At 61.8% G+C, this 18,133-nt stretch carries 17 protein-coding genes; 6 read left to right on the top strand and 11 right to left on the bottom strand.

Translation table 11 applies throughout. The features are described 5' to 3' along the window. Positions 1 to 357: 357 nt before the first annotated feature. The 4 genes from PXH66_RS13400 (at position 358) to PXH66_RS13385 (ending at position 6,176) form a co-directional block, all read left to right on the top strand. Positions 358 to 2,646 (top strand): hypothetical protein, encoded by a 2,289-nt coding sequence (locus PXH66_RS13400; protein ID WP_330928681.1) that lies wholly within the window; start codon positions 358 to 360, stop codon positions 2,644 to 2,646. 563 nt (positions 2,647 to 3,209) lie between these two features. Beyond that, positions 3,210 to 5,039 (top strand): ATP-binding cassette domain-containing protein, encoded by a 1,830-nt coding sequence (locus tag PXH66_RS13395; protein ID WP_330928680.1) that lies wholly within the window; start codon positions 3,210 to 3,212, stop codon positions 5,037 to 5,039. A gap of 295 nt (positions 5,040 to 5,334) precedes the next feature. Then, positions 5,335 to 5,550 carry a DNA-directed RNA polymerase subunit omega gene (locus PXH66_RS13390; RefSeq protein ID WP_330928679.1) on the top strand — a complete coding sequence of 72 codons (216 nt, stop codon included), beginning with the start codon at positions 5,335 to 5,337 and terminating at the stop codon, positions 5,548 to 5,550. Beyond that, positions 5,550 to 6,176 carry a hypothetical protein gene (locus PXH66_RS13385; RefSeq protein WP_330928678.1) on the top strand — a complete coding sequence of 209 codons (627 nt, stop codon included), beginning with the start codon at positions 5,550 to 5,552 and terminating at the stop codon, positions 6,174 to 6,176. The genes PXH66_RS13390 and PXH66_RS13385 overlap by 1 nt, the downstream gene beginning before the upstream one ends. A gap of 482 nt (positions 6,177 to 6,658) precedes the next feature. Here PXH66_RS13385 and PXH66_RS13380 read toward each other — a convergent pair whose 3' ends face one another. From PXH66_RS13380 to PXH66_RS13370, 3 genes are all read right to left on the bottom strand, one after another. Further along, positions 6,659 to 6,973, bottom strand: coding sequence for a hypothetical protein (locus tag PXH66_RS13380; protein WP_330928677.1), 315 nt, complete (start codon positions 6,971 to 6,973; stop codon positions 6,659 to 6,661). Next, complete coding sequence (locus PXH66_RS23125; protein WP_345781718.1) at positions 6,957 to 7,235, bottom strand: BrnT family toxin; 279 nt, start codon at positions 7,233 to 7,235, stop codon at positions 6,957 to 6,959. The genes PXH66_RS13380 and PXH66_RS23125 overlap by 17 nt, the downstream gene beginning before the upstream one ends. Before the next feature lie 418 nt (positions 7,236 to 7,653). Next, on the bottom strand, positions 7,654 to 8,214 hold the full coding sequence (locus tag PXH66_RS13370) for a hypothetical protein (RefSeq protein ID WP_330928675.1): 561 nt from the start codon (positions 8,212 to 8,214) through the stop codon (positions 7,654 to 7,656). A 75-nt stretch (positions 8,215 to 8,289) separates the two neighbouring features. Here PXH66_RS13370 and PXH66_RS13365 point away from each other — a divergent pair, with 75 nt between their 5' ends. Continuing rightward, positions 8,290 to 9,117: an HNH endonuclease gene (locus PXH66_RS13365; protein WP_330928674.1), complete on the top strand. Its 828-nt coding sequence runs from the start codon at positions 8,290 to 8,292 to the stop codon at positions 9,115 to 9,117. Here the strand turns inward: PXH66_RS13365 and PXH66_RS13360 are convergent. From PXH66_RS13360 to PXH66_RS13340, 5 genes are all read right to left on the bottom strand, one after another. After that, complete coding sequence (locus PXH66_RS13360) at positions 9,108 to 9,263, bottom strand: helix-turn-helix transcriptional regulator (RefSeq protein ID WP_330928673.1); 156 nt, start codon at positions 9,261 to 9,263, stop codon at positions 9,108 to 9,110. The two genes, PXH66_RS13365 and PXH66_RS13360, sit on opposite strands and share 10 nt — an antisense overlap. 218 nt (positions 9,264 to 9,481) lie before the next feature. Further along, positions 9,482 to 9,892 carry a type II toxin-antitoxin system VapC family toxin gene (locus PXH66_RS13355; protein ID WP_330928672.1) on the bottom strand — a complete coding sequence of 137 codons (411 nt, stop codon included), beginning with the start codon at positions 9,890 to 9,892 and terminating at the stop codon, positions 9,482 to 9,484. Further along, complete coding sequence (locus PXH66_RS13350) at positions 9,861 to 10,163, bottom strand: AbrB/MazE/SpoVT family DNA-binding domain-containing protein (protein ID WP_330928671.1); 303 nt, start codon at positions 10,161 to 10,163, stop codon at positions 9,861 to 9,863. The genes PXH66_RS13355 and PXH66_RS13350 overlap by 32 nt, the downstream gene beginning before the upstream one ends. Positions 10,164 to 10,345: 182 nt before the next feature. Continuing rightward, on the bottom strand, positions 10,346 to 10,489 hold the full coding sequence (locus tag PXH66_RS13345; RefSeq protein ID WP_330928670.1) for a hypothetical protein: 144 nt from the start codon (positions 10,487 to 10,489) through the stop codon (positions 10,346 to 10,348). A 176-nt stretch (positions 10,490 to 10,665) separates the two neighbouring features. Further along, entirely contained in the window at positions 10,666 to 10,884 is a 219-nt protein-coding gene (locus PXH66_RS13340; protein WP_330928669.1) for an addiction module protein, read from the bottom strand. A 335-nt stretch (positions 10,885 to 11,219) separates the two neighbouring features. On the opposite strand from PXH66_RS13340, the gene PXH66_RS13335 reads away from it, so the two are divergent. Next, on the top strand, positions 11,220 to 11,936 hold the full coding sequence (locus PXH66_RS13335) for a YceH family protein (protein WP_330928668.1): 717 nt from the start codon (positions 11,220 to 11,222) through the stop codon (positions 11,934 to 11,936). Positions 11,937 to 12,169: 233 nt separating this feature from the next. On the opposite strand, the gene PXH66_RS13330 is transcribed toward PXH66_RS13335, so the two are convergent. The 3 genes from PXH66_RS13330 to PXH66_RS13320 form a co-directional block, all read right to left on the bottom strand. Continuing rightward, positions 12,170 to 15,301 carry an efflux RND transporter permease subunit gene (locus PXH66_RS13330; RefSeq protein ID WP_330928667.1) on the bottom strand — a complete coding sequence of 1,044 codons (3,132 nt, stop codon included), beginning with the start codon at positions 15,299 to 15,301 and terminating at the stop codon, positions 12,170 to 12,172. A 69-nt stretch (positions 15,302 to 15,370) separates the two neighbouring features. Next, positions 15,371 to 16,684 carry an efflux RND transporter periplasmic adaptor subunit gene (locus PXH66_RS13325; RefSeq protein ID WP_330932036.1) on the bottom strand — a complete coding sequence of 438 codons (1,314 nt, stop codon included), beginning with the start codon at positions 16,682 to 16,684 and terminating at the stop codon, positions 15,371 to 15,373. A 124-nt stretch (positions 16,685 to 16,808) separates the two neighbouring features. Continuing rightward, positions 16,809 to 18,053 carry a phospholipase A gene (locus tag PXH66_RS13320; RefSeq protein WP_330928665.1) on the bottom strand — a complete coding sequence of 415 codons (1,245 nt, stop codon included), beginning with the start codon at positions 18,051 to 18,053 and terminating at the stop codon, positions 16,809 to 16,811. Between the last annotated feature and the right edge of the window lie 80 nt (positions 18,054 to 18,133).

Below are 18,133 nucleotides of genomic sequence, written 5' to 3'. Positions count from 1 at the left end.
AAGTCGGTCGGGAAGGGTAGGGCGTGCTCGCCGAGCGCGCGGCGGCGGGGTGGTGGAGCGTGGGGTTTTCCAGGTGGAAGGGTTCGTCGGCTTCGGCGAAGCAGCCCTACCTGGGCAGATACGGGTAAAGGTGCGGGGGGCGTGTCGCAGACCGAGATCGTGTGCTTACATGGCTGGCGCCCGCGATCGGAGGGCCCATGGTGGTGGGAGAGTGTAACCATAATGGTTACACTTCCAGCGGGACGGGGTGGCGGGATTCGATCCGGACGGGCGATGGGGGCTCGGTTTGTGAGGACTCCATGGGAGGGCGTTTGTCGGGTTTGACGCCGCTGGGGCGGGGCGGCAACGTGCCGGCCCATGTTGCTCCCCGATCGCGTCCTTCGCGGGTTGTCCGTCTTGCTGCCGTTCGCCGTGGTGGCGGTGGTCGCGTGGACGGGCTGGTCGACGGTGCGGGCGCAGCGCGATCAAGCGGGACCGAACCGTCTGATGATTCCGGTGCGGATCGAACGGGCGGCGGAGGCCCACGTTTACTACGATATCGGGCGCGGCTTGTGGCACGGCGACCAGGCGGTGCGGCAGTTGGAGGGTTCGCCGGACTGGCGTGTAGTGGGATTTCCGTTACCTCGCGTGCCGGTGCAGGTGTTGCGTTTTGATCCCTTGCTCACGCCCGGCACGTTCGCACTGAAAGCGCCATGGTTGGAATCGGCGACGGGACGCACGATCGCGAGATTCCCGCTGAGTGCGGTCACGCCGCGTCATCAGATCGCGGCGTGGCGGATCGAAGGTGACGCCTTCGTGGCAGAGACCTTGGCCGATGCCGATGACGCACAGGTGATGCTCGAACTCGGCGCGCCGCTGCGGGTGGGGCAGCCGCGCTGGCCGTGGCCGGAAGGCGTGGTGGTGTTGGGGGTGATTGTGTTCTGGGGCTGGGTGCGCCGCCAGCCGGCGGCGTGGCATCCGCGCGTGGACCTGGTGGGTTGGACTCGACGGGTCGGACGTGTCGGAGGACGGACGGGGGCGGTCGCTATGACGGTTTATCGCAGCGCGACGCCGCGGGCGGTTTTGTTGGGCGCGGTGGTGGTGGGGGCGGGGCAATGGTGGGCCATGCGCGGTTTGAGCGAGACCCTCGATTTGCCGATGTGGGATGAAACCAACTACGCAGCGCGCGGCATCGAGTGGCTGCCGGTAGGCGGTCCGTTGGGGGATCTGCACACGGGGCCGAGCTACGCGGTGCAATACGGTTTGGTCGGAATGGGAGGCTCAGTGGAGCGTGCGATTTATCGTCATCACTATTTCATCAAAATCGGGGGTGTGCTGATGTTGTATCTCTTGTTGGCGCGGTGGTGGCAGTGCTGGCCGGCGGCGGCGGCGGTGGCATTGGCGTGGGGCGGATCGTGGTTTCACACCGAGTATCCGTTGTTGGTTTATCAGGCGGCGTGGATGTGGTTTTTGGTCGCGTTGTGGTTGGTGGATCGGTGGCCGGTGGTGGCGCTGGCGCCGTTGGCGTGGGCGGTCGGGATGCGTCAGGACTACCAGTTCGTGGTGCCGTTTCTCATCGTGGGCGTCGTCGTGATGTGGCGGCGGCGAGGCGGCCGAGCGAGGGAGTGGTTGTCGTGGAGCGGAAGTCGAAGGGAGCGAATGGTCGCGGTGGCGATCGGCGTGGTTCTGCTCATGGGTATTGGCACGGTGGCGACGAATGTCTCGCTCGGCGGGGTGGGCAAACGGGGTTGGTTTGCCTTTCAACAACATTACGCGGTCCGGGCGATGGTGGTGGAAAATATCCCGAATTTTAATCCATTGGCGGAATATCCGCGGATCATGGCCCGGGACTTTCCGGGCGCGACCTCCTTGCGTGAAGCGTGGCAAAGCAATCCCGGTGCGATCGTCGATCACGTGCAGTGGAATCTTGGGCGGGCGGTGATTGAGCTGCGTGATTTGTGGCGCCCCGCACCCGAGCGCCGTGCGTTGAGTTGGGGGCTGTGGGCGACGGGCGCGTTGGCGCTGCTGGCCGCCGGGCGCCGGGCTCCGCCGAACGCGAACGTGCCGTGGTGGCGGGTGAGTGAAGTGACGGCGTTGGGCGCGGTGGTGGTGATCGGCCCCGGTTTGGTCGTGCTCGCGAAAGGCCCGTATATGCTGGCGATTGTGCCGTTGGTGCTGGCGATCGGGGCTGCGGTGTTGCGGTGGGGCGGGGCGCGGTTGCCGGAGCGGGGGCGAACTGGCTTGGCGGTGCTGGGATTGACGGTGAGCGTTGTGACTGCGGGGGCGTGGATTGGGAGCGGGTCCGTTTTCGAGCCCGGCAGTCGTCCGTTGCCGGTGCGGGATACCTTGGCGGTGTTGCGCGACGTTTGGCCGACGGAAGGCGAGCACACTCTGGTGGGTTACGGTGCGACTTCTTATGCGAATTATCTCGGTCATGCACGTTGTCGTGGGGTGGAGCCGGTCAACGCGGTGTCCGGAGATTCGGCTCCGGACTTGAGCGTCGCGGCGTTGTTGGAGCGCGATCAACCCTTCGCGATGCTGGTCACGCCCGAATGGCGGCAGGCGAGTGAAGTGGATGAAACGCCATTGCGTGAACGCGTGGACGCCGGAACCTGGCAAGTGCGTGACGTCGTGGCGGGCCAGTTGTATTGGCGGAGCACCCCGTAATATCGAGCCGATGTCGGGGCTCAGGTTGAGTTAGCCCGTGGGGTTGGAGCGGGGGAGCGTCCGCGAGCGGACGGCCTACGTTGGAGTGAAAGTGTAACCATAATGGTTACACTGGCGGTGAGGCGCGCGGCGCAGGGTGGGGTTATTGGTAGGGCGGGCTCCCCGAGCGTGGGGATTTGGGTGGTGTGGGGTTTTCCGGCTGGATGTGAGCGGCGGTTTTGGCAAAACCGCCCTACCTTCGGATGGGGCGGGGCATCGTGTGGCGGGGCTCGGGTGGGGATGGGAACGATTGTGGGGATGGAGCGTTGTGCTGGGGTAGGGCGTTCGCTTGCGAATGCCGGGACACGGCAGCGTGGTGGGGGGAACGCGTGCGGTCGTCGCGAGCGACGCCCCTACCTTAGGATGGAGCGTTGTGCTGGGGTAGGGCGTTCGCTTGCGAATGCCGGAACGCGGCGGCGTGGTCGGGGGCGGGCTTTGATGTTCTGCGATCGAGCGGGCGCACATCTTTGCGCTTCCCTCGGTGGCGTTGGACCTGACAAGTTGGCTCCTTTTCTTCTCCGACCATGCCATTGCTCACCCTTCTCGACCTACATCATGCCTTCGGTGGTCCGCCGGTGCTCGATGGAGTGAATTTCCAAGTCGATGCTGGCGAACGTGTGTGTTTGGTCGGCCGGAATGGCTCGGGTAAATCCACCCTCATGCGGCTGCTCGCGGGCGAGATGAAACCCGACCAAGGCTCCATCTCCAAACAATCGGGCATGCGGGTGGCGCGCCTGCTGCAGGAGATTCCCACCGATGTCACCGGCTCGGTCTTCGACGTCGTTTCCGGCGGGCTCAAACCATTGCACGATCACGAAGAGGAGTGGGAACAGGATGTGCGGCTCGACGATTTGTTCGACCGCATGCGCCTGGAGCAAGGTGCCGACTTCGCGGCGCTCTCGGGTGGCTTGAAACGCCGCGTGCTGTTGGCACGGGCGCTGGCCAGCGGTCCGGATCTGTTGCTCCTGGATGAGCCGACCAATCACCTCGATATCGAGAGCATCGAGTGGATCGAATCGTTTCTGTTGGAATCGAAACTCTCGCTGTTCTTCGTCACCCACGATCGCACGTTTCTCAAACGCCTCGCCACGCGCATCGTCGAACTCGATCGCGGCGAGCTTACCAATTGGGACTGCGACTTCGACACCTATCTGGTGCGTCGCGCTGCGCGCCTCGAAGTCGAGGAACGCGAACGCGCCCTCAAGGACAAGGTGCTGGCGCAGGAGGAAGCCTGGATCCGCCGCGGCGTGAAAGCCCGCCGCACCCGCGATCAGGGTCGCGTCACGCGTTTGAAGAGTTTGCGCGCCGAGCGTCGCGCGCGTCGTGACGTCGCGGGCAAGGCGACCATCACGCTCAGCGAGGCCGAGCGCAGCGGTCAACGCGTAGTCGAGGCCATCGGGATCGACTTCGCTTATCCGAACAGCGCGCCGCTCGTGCGCGGCCTCGACCTTTTGGTGAGCCGTGGCGACAAGATTGGCCTCATCGGCCCGAACGGGGCGGGCAAGACCACGTTGATCAAATTGCTGCTGGGTCAACTCATGCCCACGGGTGGCGAGCTCAAGCAGGGCACCAAACAGGAGGTCGTGTATCTCGACCAACTCCGCGCCCAGATCGACGACAACAAGACGGTGGCCGAAAACGTCAGCGAGGGCAGCGACTTCGTGACCATTGATGGCAAGCGCAAGCACGTCATCAGTTACCTCGAGGATTTCCTGTTCGAGCCCGACCGCTCGCGCACGCCCGCCAAAGTGCTGAGTGGGGGCGAGCGCAACCGCCTGCTGCTGGCGCGCCTCTTTACCAAGCCCGCCAACGTGCTGGTGCTCGACGAACCCACCAATGACCTCGACGCCGAGACGCTCGACCTGTTGGAGAACCTGCTCGTCGAATTCACCGGCACCCTGCTGCTGGTGAGCCACGATCGTGATTTTCTGGACAACGTCGTGACGACGACGCTTGTCACCGAAGGCAATGGTCGGTGGTCCGAATACGTCGGCGGCTACTCCGACTACGTGGCCGAGCGCGCCCGCAACGCGCCCGCCCCGGCGGCGACGGCCTCGTCCTCATCGGCCAAGTCGCAAGTCGCCGGCGGCATCAAAAGCGCGCCCAAGCCGCGCAAGTTGAACAGCAACGAAAAGCGCGAGCTGGAGGAGCTGCCGACGAAGATCGAAGCGCTCGATGCCGAGCAGGCCAAACTCACCGCGCAACTCGGCGACCCCACGCTCTACACCGAACGCGCCACGGAAGTCCCGGCCCTGAAAGCGCGTCTTGAAGCGATCGAATCCGAGTCCGCCGCCGCCTTCACCCGCTGGGAAGAACTCGAAGCCCTGCAAGCCGCCTTCGAAAAAGGGAGCTGAACCACAGAACCTATCAGCCTGCTGGTTTTTTAACCACAGATTCTCCTTCGCCAAGGCTTCGGTAGACAAGATGGACACAGATTAACACAGATCCGAATCCACGTGATATTAAGCCACGATTTCTGGTTCCAATGCGTAGCGGTAGCGAAGCCATCTGTGTCCATCTGTGGTTAAAAAAACAGCGTCGCCGTGGTTTATTTCTTTCCTAAGTGTTTGTTGGCGCAACGCAGACGGTGCTCTTTGCAGTTAGTGATCGTGTCGGGCGCGGCAGGTATTTAGCGTTCTTAATTCCACTATGAGACAAGACTACTTGGATGCCGCCTGCCGCGTTATTGACGATCCCAACCTGTTGGTGAACTTGGTTTCCCGTCGCGTGAAACAACTCCGTCGCGGCAGCCGTCCGCTGATCGAGTCGTTGGAGAAACTCTCTCTGGAAGACATGGCTTTGCGCGAGATCGTGGAGGGCAAAATCAACTACGAGTTGGCCCCCGACGAGCGCAGCGGGACTTGATGACCATTGCGTGGTCACTGTTGGTGCCGGGAGCGCTGTTGCTCCTGATTCCGGCCAACAGTTTTCTGTCGACGGTGGTGCAGCTGCGCACGTTCGACAGTTTCAACAATCTCGACAGCCGTCGACACCACCGCCCGTGGTGGTGGGTGCCTTCACTCTGGCTTGATCCGGCGCGCGGCTACCTCGGGGCCCTGCTGGTGAAGATCAGTCTCACGCTGACCTCCGACCTCTGGGCCTACGTGCCCAAGCCCGACTACGCGCTGCTGATGGTGGTGCTCGGGCTCGGCATTATCAGCCAGCTTTACACCCGTCGCGAAGAGCACGTGCTGCTCGCGCCCATCGGGTTTGTGGCGGGCATGCTGTTTGCCCTGCTCACGTGGCCGGTGGCGCTGGTGGGCCTGATCGCGGGGGTGACGGGTCTGTTCGCCTTTCGCAGTTTTGCCGCGTTTTTCGTCACGGCCCTGGTGGGTGTGGCCGGTCTCGGATTGTTGTTGGGAGAACGCCCGCTTTGGCTCGTCCCGGCCGTTGTGGTCTGTGGTCTGCCGATCATCGCGAGCCTGATCACCGGCAGCACCCTGGAACTCCCCACGCGCGACGCCAGCAACAAGCACGGCAAGATGGGCTAGCCAGGGTCGGTGCCGGTCAGTCTGGCGGTATCGTTTTACAGGAGGAAACCGAGGGTAACAGAGCCGTCAGCTCGTTGTTTTGCCCCCGGAACCACACGGAAAAACCCGGAAACTGGGAGTGATAAATCCTACACTCCAAACCACAGCCATTGGATCTGTTCTCGGGCTTTACACGAAGGCCGAGAAGTCCGCCGAGAATCAGACGACCGCGGCTCTGCGAGCATTGCACTCTCGGTGTAAAATCAACCGGTCCGAACGATTGGAATCAGGTTCGTGACCGCAAACGTGCGTTCATTTCGGTGCGTTAAATGGCGGAAGATGGGTTTTCCTCGTGGCTCGCCAGTCGCTGGGATACGCGAGCGACGTCCGTGTCAAATACATGTTCTTGGGTAGGGCGTTCGCTTGCGAATGCCGCAGTGTGGTGGATGCGGTCTTCGCTAGCAATGACCCACGAGTAGACGAAGCGGGAGGTGTTACGCACTCTACCGGGCGAGGAGTCTGTTTTCGGCGACTTCTGAAATCGTTTTACCCTCTTTTTTGGCCTGTCTATGGAGTCCCTCGATGGTGGAAGGCTTGAGACGTAAACTCACGGGTTTGCGTCCGGAGGGCTTGCGGCCCGCGCCGGGACGAACACCGCCGCGACCGACCAATTTGATTCTGCCCAGTTGGATGGCCGCAGCGGTGATTTCGGGGGTATCCGAAAAATCGATGTCCTTGTCGGCGATACGACTCAACCGGGTCCGCTGTTTTGCGGAGAGAGGACGGGCTTGATCGAGAGATTTACGGACAGTGGGCATGATAGAGTTTCCTTTCTCGGCGACTGGCAGGACGGGCGGAAATCAGGCGTGTGACGTCGGCGCGATTCGTGTGCGTAACGCAGAGCACAACGACTTCATCCATGATACCGACGGTGTTGTGGCGAGGTTCTCCATAGTCGGTGCGGTGGTCCGCGTAGGTGAGCCGGTTGGGATCTTTAAAAACAGTGATGGCTTGGTCGAATGCGATATGATGCTTGGCGAGATTGGCAGTCGCTTTTCGCTCATCCCACTCAAACAGCACACGAAAAACGTGGTCGCTATGAATTGATTGTCAATGGGGGAAATCAAATGTAATTCAAGCATGTCGCGATAAGTCAGCTTGCTGGTTTTGTTTTACAGGAGGAAACGGAGGGGAACAGAGCCGTCAGCCCGCTGTTTTGCCCACTAAATACACGAAAGAGCACGAAAATCAGGAGGTTGAGGTTGGTAAAAGTCCAATGCGTCTGAAGCGGTAGAGGAGGCGGCACCGTCTGAGCGGTCAGCCTGTTGGTTTTTGCCCATCACCTAGCGCGAGAGCGCGAAGAGGGTGCGGACTTGGATAGAAGGACGCGCCTCCCGCGTGCGGGAGGCAACGAAGCGGGTGCACCTCGGGCGGCGGAGGAAGCAAATCACACAAAAGGGCACAGAAATCGGGGAGGGAGAGCATCGGTCATGTCCGGTCATCCTCCGAAGAGCGAATTTCCTTTTTTGTCGACCAGTGTGCCGTCGGACCGTTTGTGAACTTGCTCCACATATTCGTCGATCGTGGTGGCGTCATCAAATTCGCGTTCTCCGTCCAGAAACTGTTGAAGCCGAGTCATCAAACCTTCGACGATTTCAATATGCCCTTCGTGCTCAGAGTTGAAGATGCACGGACGATCCGATTCGTCGGTCACCGCGACAGTTTTACCCTCAAAAATCGTGTCGATAAATATGCAAAACCCGTCGGAGACTGATGGAGGGGGCAAATTCTTCACTAAGTCAGATGCGGGCGTATGATCTTGTTTTTGCTGTGCTCTGATTTGCCGTTCGATCTCGGTAACCAGTCGGTCATAGCAATCGGTGAGACCGCGTGCTTCGTTGGCGTCGCGGGATTCCTCGATTGCGAATGTTTTGTGGGGAGTGGTTCCAGTCTCGTGATACTGCAAAGTTCCTCGCCAAGCTTCAGCGCGGCAACGCAGTCCATCCAAGACTTGGCCGAGGTCGTTCGACTCCAAACGAATCGTGTAGGTTTTACCCATAATGGGTTAGTTCACCTGGCCAGGTAGTCGGCCCGAGGAAAGTAAAATTGCTAAATACCTGTCTTCGCTTTTGCGTTGGAATTCACCAGCATTCCCAAAATGGCACGAGCAGTCACGGTTCCTTGGACGCGCGAGCATCGTCTCATCGCGCTGAATGTTTACGGAAAGCTCCCGTTTTCGAAACTGGACCAACGCACTCCGCTCATTGCCGAGATCGCCTCGAAAATGGGACGTTCGGCCAGCAGTCTTGCCATGAAGTTGGGGAATTTCGCGTCGCTTGACCCTTTGTTGCAGAAGCGCGGAATCAAGGGCCTGAGTGGTGCATCTCGAAAAGATCGGGAGGCGTGGGCTGAGTTTTTCGACGATCTCGATACTTTGGCTCCGGAAAGTGAGTCCCTTTTGCATGATCTGTTCACCACGGATATATCACGAGAGGTCGATTTGCTGGAGAGGCGTGCAGTCCGCCTTGTGGTCGATCGCACTTCAAGCGGCGAAACCGAGACACTCGCGGTAACGAAACAGCGTCGAGGTCAGCAGTATTTCCGGCAAACGCTCCTCAATGCTTATGGGATTCGATGCTGCATCTCGGGCATCGAAATACCGCGATTGTTAGTGGCGAGTCACATTCGACCTTGGAGTCAATTTCCGCAGCATCGCCTCGACCCCAGCAACGGTCTCTGCTTGTCCACTTTACATGATTCAGCTTTCGATTCGGGCCTCATCACTTTGGACGAAAAACTTCGAGTTGTATTGAGCCCGAAGCTCAAAGCGCACTTTCCTCACAAGTTACTCGAACAAAACTTTGGAGCATTCGAAGGAAGCACAGTTCAGATGCCGCACCAGTTAGCAGAGCCCTCGCTCGATGGGCTCAAGCATCACCGAGAGAGTATTTTTCAAAGTTGATGGGGATCACCGCGTTCGATGCCGCCGATGTAGGTGCGGTCGAGTTCGGCGGCATGGGCCAAGGCTTCTTGAGAGAGGCCTAGTGCTTCGCGTTTTTCCCTAACGTTGTGTCCAAATTTCTGAAGGACGGGCTCCCGTGGTGGCATGGGCTCAGAGTATCCGAATGCAGACTATCAGACCACGGACTATAAGTAGCATTTCATGGGCAACTCGTGTCGAAATGCTGAAACCCAAAACGCTGAGATTCTCACCGAGCGCGTGGGCGGCGTGGTTGGGGAACGAACGGGCAGAGGTTTGCCGGTCCGGTGATGAGCGCCAGCAAGCTGGCGGCTTACCGTTTGAGACCACGAAGGTTGGGTCGGTTTCAGTTGAGCCAGTCGATTTTGATCTCCTCCGCGAGTGGCGTAAACTCTGGGTCGCCGGTGACGAGGAGAGCGTCCAATGTTTGGGCCAGTGCGGCGGAGAAGGCGTCGGCGAGACTGAGTTTGTGGGCGGCTTTGAATTGGGCGGCGCGGTTGGCGAGTGATCGGTCGGCGGAGACGAATCGGATGGGCAGGCCGTCGATCGCAGCTTCGCAGTCGGTCCATATCTTCGCGCCTTCTTCGCGCACGAGCATGTCGTGCACTTCAGCGTAGTTGACCTTGGTCATCCATAGCGTCCGTTGCTGGGTCGCCGCCTCCTGCATGAGCTGCTCGACATGATCCGCTCCGGGCTGGTCGCGCAGGTAGGTGATGAGCGCGAAACTATCGAGAACGACGTGAGGAGAGGCGGGCATTTTTCGCGTCTTCCAAGTCGCGTTCCTCGGCTTTTTGCTTGGCCCACTCAGTCGCAAAATCCGAGCCGGTCGCCGTGGCTTTCTTGGCGACGCCGCGCGCCCGTTTGATCGACCAAGCGGTGACAGGTCTCAGCAGAATACCGTCGGCGGTTTCTTCGACGATGGCTTCGGAACCGTTCTCGATCTGGAAGTATTTTCGCAGCGCGGCGGGAATCACGATCTGACCTTTGGTCGTGAAACAAACCGTCTGTTTGGCGCGTTTTCCGGGCATGGAAAGAAGGATGGCCTGCTAATAAAATAAGACATTTACCAAAAGTAAGCCATCGGGTGGGCTCGAAGGCGGCACGAAGAATGTTGGGGATGGCGCGAATTTTGGGCTTTGAGAGCGCCAGCGAGCTGGCGGCCTACCTTTGCAAGGCGGACGAATAGGTGATCGTTCGGGGAGCGGAGGTGCTACTGCAGGCGACTCGAAAGTTTGTCGAGTTCCTCATGGAGCCAGCGTGGTGAGCGCATGGCGTGAAACAGCCCGGCTACAATCCACATGGTGGGGAGTTCACGATAGAAGAGCAGGTAGGGGCCGGACTTGAAGGGATACACGCGCCAGCCGTTTTCACGCTGCCGAAATATCCGGGGATTTTCGACCAGCGATGCGATGGTTTGATCCTACTCTTCGACGATGCGAAGCGCTTTGGAAATCGAGTGCGCCTTGTGAAAATCGTAGATTGATTGCAGATCCTCGATGACGACCCACGGAGCAACCCGGAGGGGTTTCATCAGGGTTTCAGCAAGCCGCGAGCCGTGCCGGGATCCATCGCCAGAGTCGGGTCGGCGTCAATTTTTGCTATGCGCTGGTCGAGTTCAGCCTGATGCTCGGAAGTGATGATTTCCGTCGCTGATTCTCGAATCGAAAGCCACAGCTCGTCGATCAGAGCGAGTTTCTCGTTGGGAGTGGCGTTGGCGAGATCCGGGTAGCGCTCCATCACGTTGGGCATGTCGTAAACGTGAGCGATTGTTTGGGTAAGTCAACGACCCGACTTTTTCGCCTCAAGCCTGACAAGCCGACTACGAATTCGCTGGCATCCCAGAGCAACGGTCAGCCCGTTTGTTTCTAACCACAGATCCTCTTTCGCCCAGGCTTCGGCGGCACGAGGCACTACCGTTAAGAATCGCGCTTGTGACCAAGTATATTCAGAAATCCGAATCCGTGTTAATCTGTGTCAATCTGTGGTTAAAATGCGTCAGAATGGTCAGGTTGTCACGGTCCTGATCGCCATGGCATTGGCGACGGCGATTGCATTGCGAGAAGGGAAATCGTTTCACTCGAAGCATGGAATCGAATGCGGCTGCTGCTCCCGAAACGAATGACGTCGTGCTCTCGCCGTTGGAGGCGCGGGTGTTGGGGTGTTTGATCGAGAAGGAGGCGACGACGCCGGATGTGTATCCGTTGTCGCTCAACTCGTTGATCAATGCCTGCAATCAGAAGAACAATCGGGCGCCGCTCATGAGTGTGGGCGAGGAGGAGGTCGCGGCGGCCATCGAGCTGCTGCGGGCGAAACATCTCGTCACGTTGTTCTCGGGCGCGGGCGCACGCTCCGTGAAGTATCGGCACAAGTTCACCGAAGCCTGGCCGGTGGAGCCGGTGGCGGTGGCGTTGCTCGCCGAACTGATGTTGCGGGGGCCACAAACAGCGGCGGGCTTGCGCGGCAATTGCGAGCGCTTGGTGGCGATCCCCGACTTGGCGGAGTTTGAGGCCGTGTTAAACGATCTCACAACGCGGGGCTCGGGGGCTCTGGTGCGCAAGCTGGAGCGTCAGCCGGGACAGAAGGAGGCGCGCTGGGGGCAGCTCATCGCCGAGGACCCGGTGGCGGGAGCGCTCGCCAGCGAGCAGTCTACGGGAGGCAGTGCCGAAGGAGGTCGATCCTCGACGGTGAAGGTGGCGCTGACGTTGCCGCCGGAAGCGGAGGCGCGTATCGCAACTTTGGAGACGCAGGTCGCGGAACTGAAAGCCGAGCTCGCGCGGCTGCGCGAAGCACTCGGCGAGTGAAGGCCGTCAGCTCAATTAGGCTGCTGGTTTAACAGGAGGAAACAGAGAGAGCAGAGGCGGTCAGCCTGCTGTTTTTTTTACCACAGATGAACACAGATAAACCCAGATCCCGCAGGGCGGGACAGATCTGAAATTCCGTGGGACGGTGTTGGCGGCTCAACTGAATTTTAATAGAGAGCAGTGCGTAACGGTAGTGAAGCCATCTGTGGTTAAAAAACTAACGGAGGCGTGGTCTACCGGCCGGTGGCGGGGGCGGGGCGACCGCTGAGCGCTGAACTTTGATCGCTCTTGCGGGCTTTCCAGCGGGCGAGGAGGTCGTGGCTGCCGACGTAGAGGACGGGGATGAAGATCAGGGTGACAAGGGTCGACGCGACCAGTCCGCCGAGCACGACGCGGGCGAGCGAGGCTTGGATCTCGGCTCCCGTGCCCCAGCCGATGGCGAGCGGCAGCAGGCCGAGCACGGTGGTCATCGTGGTCATCAGGATCGGACGCAGGCGGCGGGCACCGGCTTTTTGCACGGCATCGGCCATGGCCAGACCTTCGTCGCGTCGTAGCAGGTTGATATAGTCGACCAGCACGATGGCGTTGTTGACCACGATGCCGGTGAGCATGATCAGTCCCATCAAGCTCTGCATGTTGATGGTGGTGCCGGTGATCAGTAGCGTGGGCACGACGCCGATGAGGGCGAGTGGCACGGAACACAGGACGACCATGGGATCGAGGAAGCGTTCGAACTGCGCCGCCATGACCATGTAAATCAACAAAATCGCAATCATGATGGACAGGCGGAAGTCGGCGGCGGACTTGGCCTGCTCCTCGTAGGCGCCCCCAAAGTAGAGCGATAGGCCGGGCGGGATGGTGACGTCGCTCAGGCGGGCGCGAATGCGATCCACGGCGTCGCCGAGGGCGACACCTTTGGCGAGGTTGGCGGTGACATAGGTGATGCGTTGGCCATTGATGCGGTCGATCTCGGGCGGGCCGCGGCTGGCCTCCTTGTCGACGACGGCCGAGAGCGGAATGGTCTCACCGGACGGCAGACGGACGGGAATGTTGTCGAGACTCTGCACGCTTTGCCGATCCTGGGCCCGCAGGCGCACGAGAATGGGGAACTCGTCTCCACCAATCCGATACGCACCGGCCCGACTGCCGCCGACGTTGGTCTGGAGAATGGAGGCGACTTCGCGGATGTTGAGGCCGAGTTCGGCCAGTTTTTCGCGATTAAAGATGAGGTTTTGCTCGGGCCGGCCCTCCTCGCGGCCGACGCGCACGCCCTCAATGCCGGAGAGCGTTTCGATGGCTTTTTGAATTTCGCGGCCGACGCGCTGGGCTTGATCGAGATCGTAGCCCCGGAGTTGGAGCGAGACGTCCTCGTTGCCGCCGCTGCCGCGGAAGATCATGCGCAGGATCCAGAGACCGGACTGGGCGTCGACGCGGATGTCGGCACCGGGAATGCGTCCGTCGGTGGCGGCGCGGAGTTGATCGGCGAGGTCGGCGGCGGAGATGGGACTGTCGGGCGCCATGGCAATCTCGACCTCGGCGCGGCCGTCGCGGATCTCTTGGGAGAAGTGGCGAATGGCCTCGGCGGGCACATTGACGGCGACGATGGCTTCGAGTTCGGCGAGGTAGCGGCGCAGCACGGCGATGTTGGTGCCGTCGGCCATGCGGATATCGACATCGATCTCGTCGGCTTCGGTCTGCGGAGCGAGTTCGACGGGGATGAGGGGAAAGGCGAGGGCAGCAATGGCGACAGCGAGCAACGAACCGCCGATGACGCGGGGTTTGTGGTGGATAGCCCAGCCGAGCACGCGGGCGTAGCGATGTTCGACAGCGCTGAAACCGGAGGGCGCGGCGGATTTGGCGGCGGCGGATTGTTTGGCGCGAGCGGCTTTGCCGGAGCGGTCGAGCAGTTTGCTGGCGAGCATGGGCACGAGGGTGAGGCCGACCAGCAGAGAGCAGAACAGCGCGAACACGACGACGAGGGCGAGCTGTTGGAAGATGACGCCCGTGACGGTGCGCATGAAAACGACCGGCAGGAAGATGACCGTGGTGGTGAGGGTGGAAGCGACGATGGCGCCGGCGACCTCCTTGGTGCCGATGAGCGCGGCGGTCTGGCGGTCTTTGCCCTCCTCGCGGAGGCGGGTGATGTTTTCGAGCACGACGACCGCGTTGTCGACGACGAGGCCGATGCCGAGGGCGAGTCCGCCGAAGCTCATTTGGTTGAGCGTGAGCCCATTGAAGTAGAGCAGGCCGAACGTCGCGATGATCGAGATGGGTATGGCGGCCGCGATGATGAAGGTCGAAGAACCGCGGCGGAGGAACGCGTAGAGGATTCCCACGGCGAAGAGGGCGCCCCAGCCGGCGGAGTTGGCGACGTTGCTGATCGAGCCCTCGATGAAAGTCGACTGGTCGGTGGCGATCAACATGTGCAGATCGGGCCGCTCGGTATTGATGCGATCGACTTCGGCGCGCACGGCGGCGGAGACCGCGACGGTATTGGCCCCGTTTTGCTTGCGCACGGGAATGCGGAGCATGGGTTTGCCGTCGATCATGACGAGACGCTCGAAGTCGGCGTAACCGAAGGAGACGTCGGCCACGTCGCCCACGCGGATGGGTTTGCCATCGCGGCGACTGACGACGGTGGAACGCACCTGCTCGAGATCGGTGTATTCGCCGAGGGTGCGCACGTAGAGCTGCTGCACGCCGGAGACGACGTTGCCGCCGGGCAGGTTGACGTTGCCGGCGGTGAGGGCGGCGCGCACATCGGCGGAGGAGAGTTGGCTGGCGTTGAGCCGATCGCGTTTGAGATCAACGCGCACCTGGCGTTCGACGCCGCCCCAGACATCGACGCGACCGACGCCGGGCAGTTGCTCGAAGCGTTTGGTGATCTCGCGATCGAGGATCAGGGTGAGTTCCTGCAGGTCCCACGTGGACGAGGTGACGCCGACGATGACGACCGGAAAGTCGTTGGGGTTGAACTTCCACACGCGGGGCGGCTCGATGTCGGGCGGCAGGTCGTCGCGGATGGGTTCGAGGGCGGCGCGCAGATCGTTGGCGGCCTCGTCGAGATTGGTGCCGCGGGTGAAGTCGAGGGTGACGCGGGATTCACCCTCCTCGGAACGCGAGCGCACCTGTTCGACGCCGGGCACGCCGGAGACGGCGTTTTCGACTTCGCGGGTGATGATTTCCTCGATCTCCTGCGGGCCGACTCCCGGGTAGTCGATGGCGACGGTGAGTTGGGGAAATTCGATCGGGGGCAGCAGATCGATCGGCAGGTGACGCAGACCCGAGATACCCAGCGTGATGATGATCAAGAAGACCATCGCGGTGGCGACGGGCCGCTTAACGGAAGTTTCGGTCAGAGGCATGGGAGGGAAAGCGGAAGCGCTGAAAACGGAAAGACGAGAGGAGGCGCGAAGCCGACGCGGAGCAGAGGGTTACGAGTCGCGGCCGGTGGCTTCGAGGACCTCGAGCAGGAGGTCTTCGCGGTTGAGTCCCTGCAGCTCCATCACGTGGCTCCACGTGACCGGACGGGCGCGGGCTTGAGTGCGAGCGTTGGCGGAGAGCAGATCTTGGCCGAGCGTGACGATCCAGTCGGTGGCGTTGACCTCGGCGACGGCGACTTCCTGAGCGCCGCGGGCGATGACAGAGATGGGGCGAAACTCGACGTCGCGTGGGGCGGACAACGCGTCGGGGCGTTGTTGCACGGCGGCCGGGTCGAGGGGCTCACCCGTGAGCACGAACACGCCCTCGCGGCCGGTGTTGGGATCGGTGAAGAGGGCGCTGGTGGGCACGAGGGTCGCCTGCTGGCTTTCGCCGTAGAGGATGTCGACCGGCAGGAACATGCCGGGCCGCAGGCGGGAGTCGGAGGCGGTGATGGTGATCTCGGCTTCGGTGCTACGGGTGACCTCGTTGAGAAACGGGGAAATGCGGGCTACGCGCCCGGCCAGAGGTTCGGTGTCACCGAGGAAGTCCTCCACGATGAGATTGGCGGATTGACCGACTTCGATGTAACCGATCATGGCGTCGGTAAGATTGACGCGCACATGAAGGTTGGAGAGATCGCCGAGGGTGAAGAGCGGGGCGGCGGGCGAGGCTTGCATGCCGACCTCGGCGCGGCGGCTGCCGACGATGCCATTCACGGGGGCGCGAACGATGGCCTTGGACAGCAAGTCGCGTCGTTCGGCCAGGCCGGCGGCGGCTTGTTCGAGCTCGGCCTCGGCGAGTTCGACATCGGCGGCGGCGGATTCGCGCTGGGCGGCGAGGGTTTCGTATTCGAGATCGGAGACGAGGTTGCGGGCATTGAGCTCGGCCGAGCGGCGCGCCTGGGCCTCGGCTTCGGCGAGACGCGCCTGGGCCTGACGGAGGCGGGCGGCGCTGATGCGGTGACCGGCCTCGGACTGGCGGACCTGTTCGCGCACTTGATCGTCGTTGACGCGCACGAGCGGTTCACCGGTTTTGACGGTATCGCCGTCCTCGGCGAAGACCTCGGCGATGCGGCCGGTGATTTCCGGGTAGAGCACGACCTGGTTGTCGGCGCGGATGGTGCCGCTGAGTCGTTCGGACAGAGGCAGGCCGCCGCGACGGGCTTGCACGGCCTCAACCGGTGGTGCGGTGGTGTCGGTGATGACGGCTTCTTCGGGGCTCGAGCACCCGGTCCACGTGAGCGCCATCAGGCACGCCAGCGTGGCCAAACGAGCCCAGGGCAGAGGAGGGGGACCGGCGAGAGGGGGACGGGACGGCGCGTGCACGTGCCCAACGTTGCATAAAACGAGCAATCCTCAATCGCGGGAGGCCGGAAAATGGGAACGATTGCTGACCCGTTGAGCGGACAGTCCGACTGAAGCGAGAGACGGAGAAGTCTCCCGGCCCACTTTAACGCACCAGCGAAAGGCCGGCCCGCAGTGATTCGTCGCGGGAGCCGTAGTTGAGGAGGCTCTCCCCATAACCCTCGTAGTATTGCAGGAGGAAAAACGATTCGGCATCGATGAGCGGCACCGAAACCGGGATGTGCAGATCCAGTTCGGTGGTGAAATGATCGAGATCATCGCCGGTGTGAAACTTGGCGGTGAGTGACGGTCCGTCTCCGTAGGACAGGTGGAGCCGCAGTTGGCCGTAGCCGCGGAAATCGGTGAGGTCCCGGTTGTTGGAAAGTCCGCCGACGTAGGTGAACACCTCGGGGGCGATCACGAGGTGCAGTGAAGCGGGGTCGCCGAGGGCGAGGGCGGCGCGGGCAAAGATGACGTTGAGGCTGCGCGAAACGTCTCCGTCGCGACCGTTGGATTCGTGGCGGAAACCGCCCTGCATTCCGAGCCAGTTGAACCAATGGTCGGGCTCCTCCGGCAGCGCGGCGATCTTCTCGATCATGATCTCGGGCATGTAGCTCGTATCATAGAACGGGCTGGAGGTGGCGTCGATGTCCCACAGGGAACGCTGGGTAAACCCGAATTGGAGCGTGGTGGGGAGTTCGGCCGGGGAATCCGCCGACAGGGCGGCCATGCGGTATTTGAAGCTGAACTGGAATTTGGCGGCGGGGGCGTCGGGACCGTAGATGAAGTAGATCGGTTCGTGCGCGGTGAAGTTTTTGAGGAAGCCGCGATTGATGAGGTCGGTCGCGGGTTGGGGGGCGGGTTGGTAACGTGGATCGGACGCTGCGATCCGGGCCGGGGGAACATCGTCGACGAGGGGGCGGGCGAGTTCGATGTCGGCATCGGGCCGGACGGGGGCGGGTTTGATGACCGCGGCGATGGGCGCGTGGCCTTGCGGCCGGGCTTCGATGACGAGGCGACCGGTGGCGTCGGTGGGCAACGCGACCGTGTAGCGCACGGCCACGAATCCACCCGGCGCGACCATGGGCCGGCCCGGTTCGATCGCGGTCATCGTGGCGTGCCAGGAGCGGTCGCGTTCGTGGATACTGACCGGGATCAAACCATCGTCAGGCAGACCGGAAGGCACGGCGACATCGGAGCGGTTGATCGCGATGACATCGACGGCCAGCACGCCGGGGCGGTTGACCGTGTCGACGGGAGCGAGGGTGAGGGTGGCCTCGGCGGCGGTGACGGAGGAGAAGGCCGCGGCGGCTAGGAGCCACCGCAGGGAGCGGAAAAGGAGCGTGTTCATGGGACGAGGCGCAGATCGTATCACCGCAACGGGGATACCAATTGGCCCACTACGACCCGGAACCGAGGGCGGGGCGATAC

This window comes from Synoicihabitans lomoniglobus, assembly GCF_029023725.1.
GTDB classification, from domain to species: domain Bacteria; phylum Verrucomicrobiota; class Verrucomicrobiia; order Opitutales; family Opitutaceae; genus Actomonas; species Actomonas lomonigloba.
The sequence above is the reverse complement of the archived record's forward strand: the minus strand, read 5'-3'. Positions and strand labels throughout refer to the sequence as shown.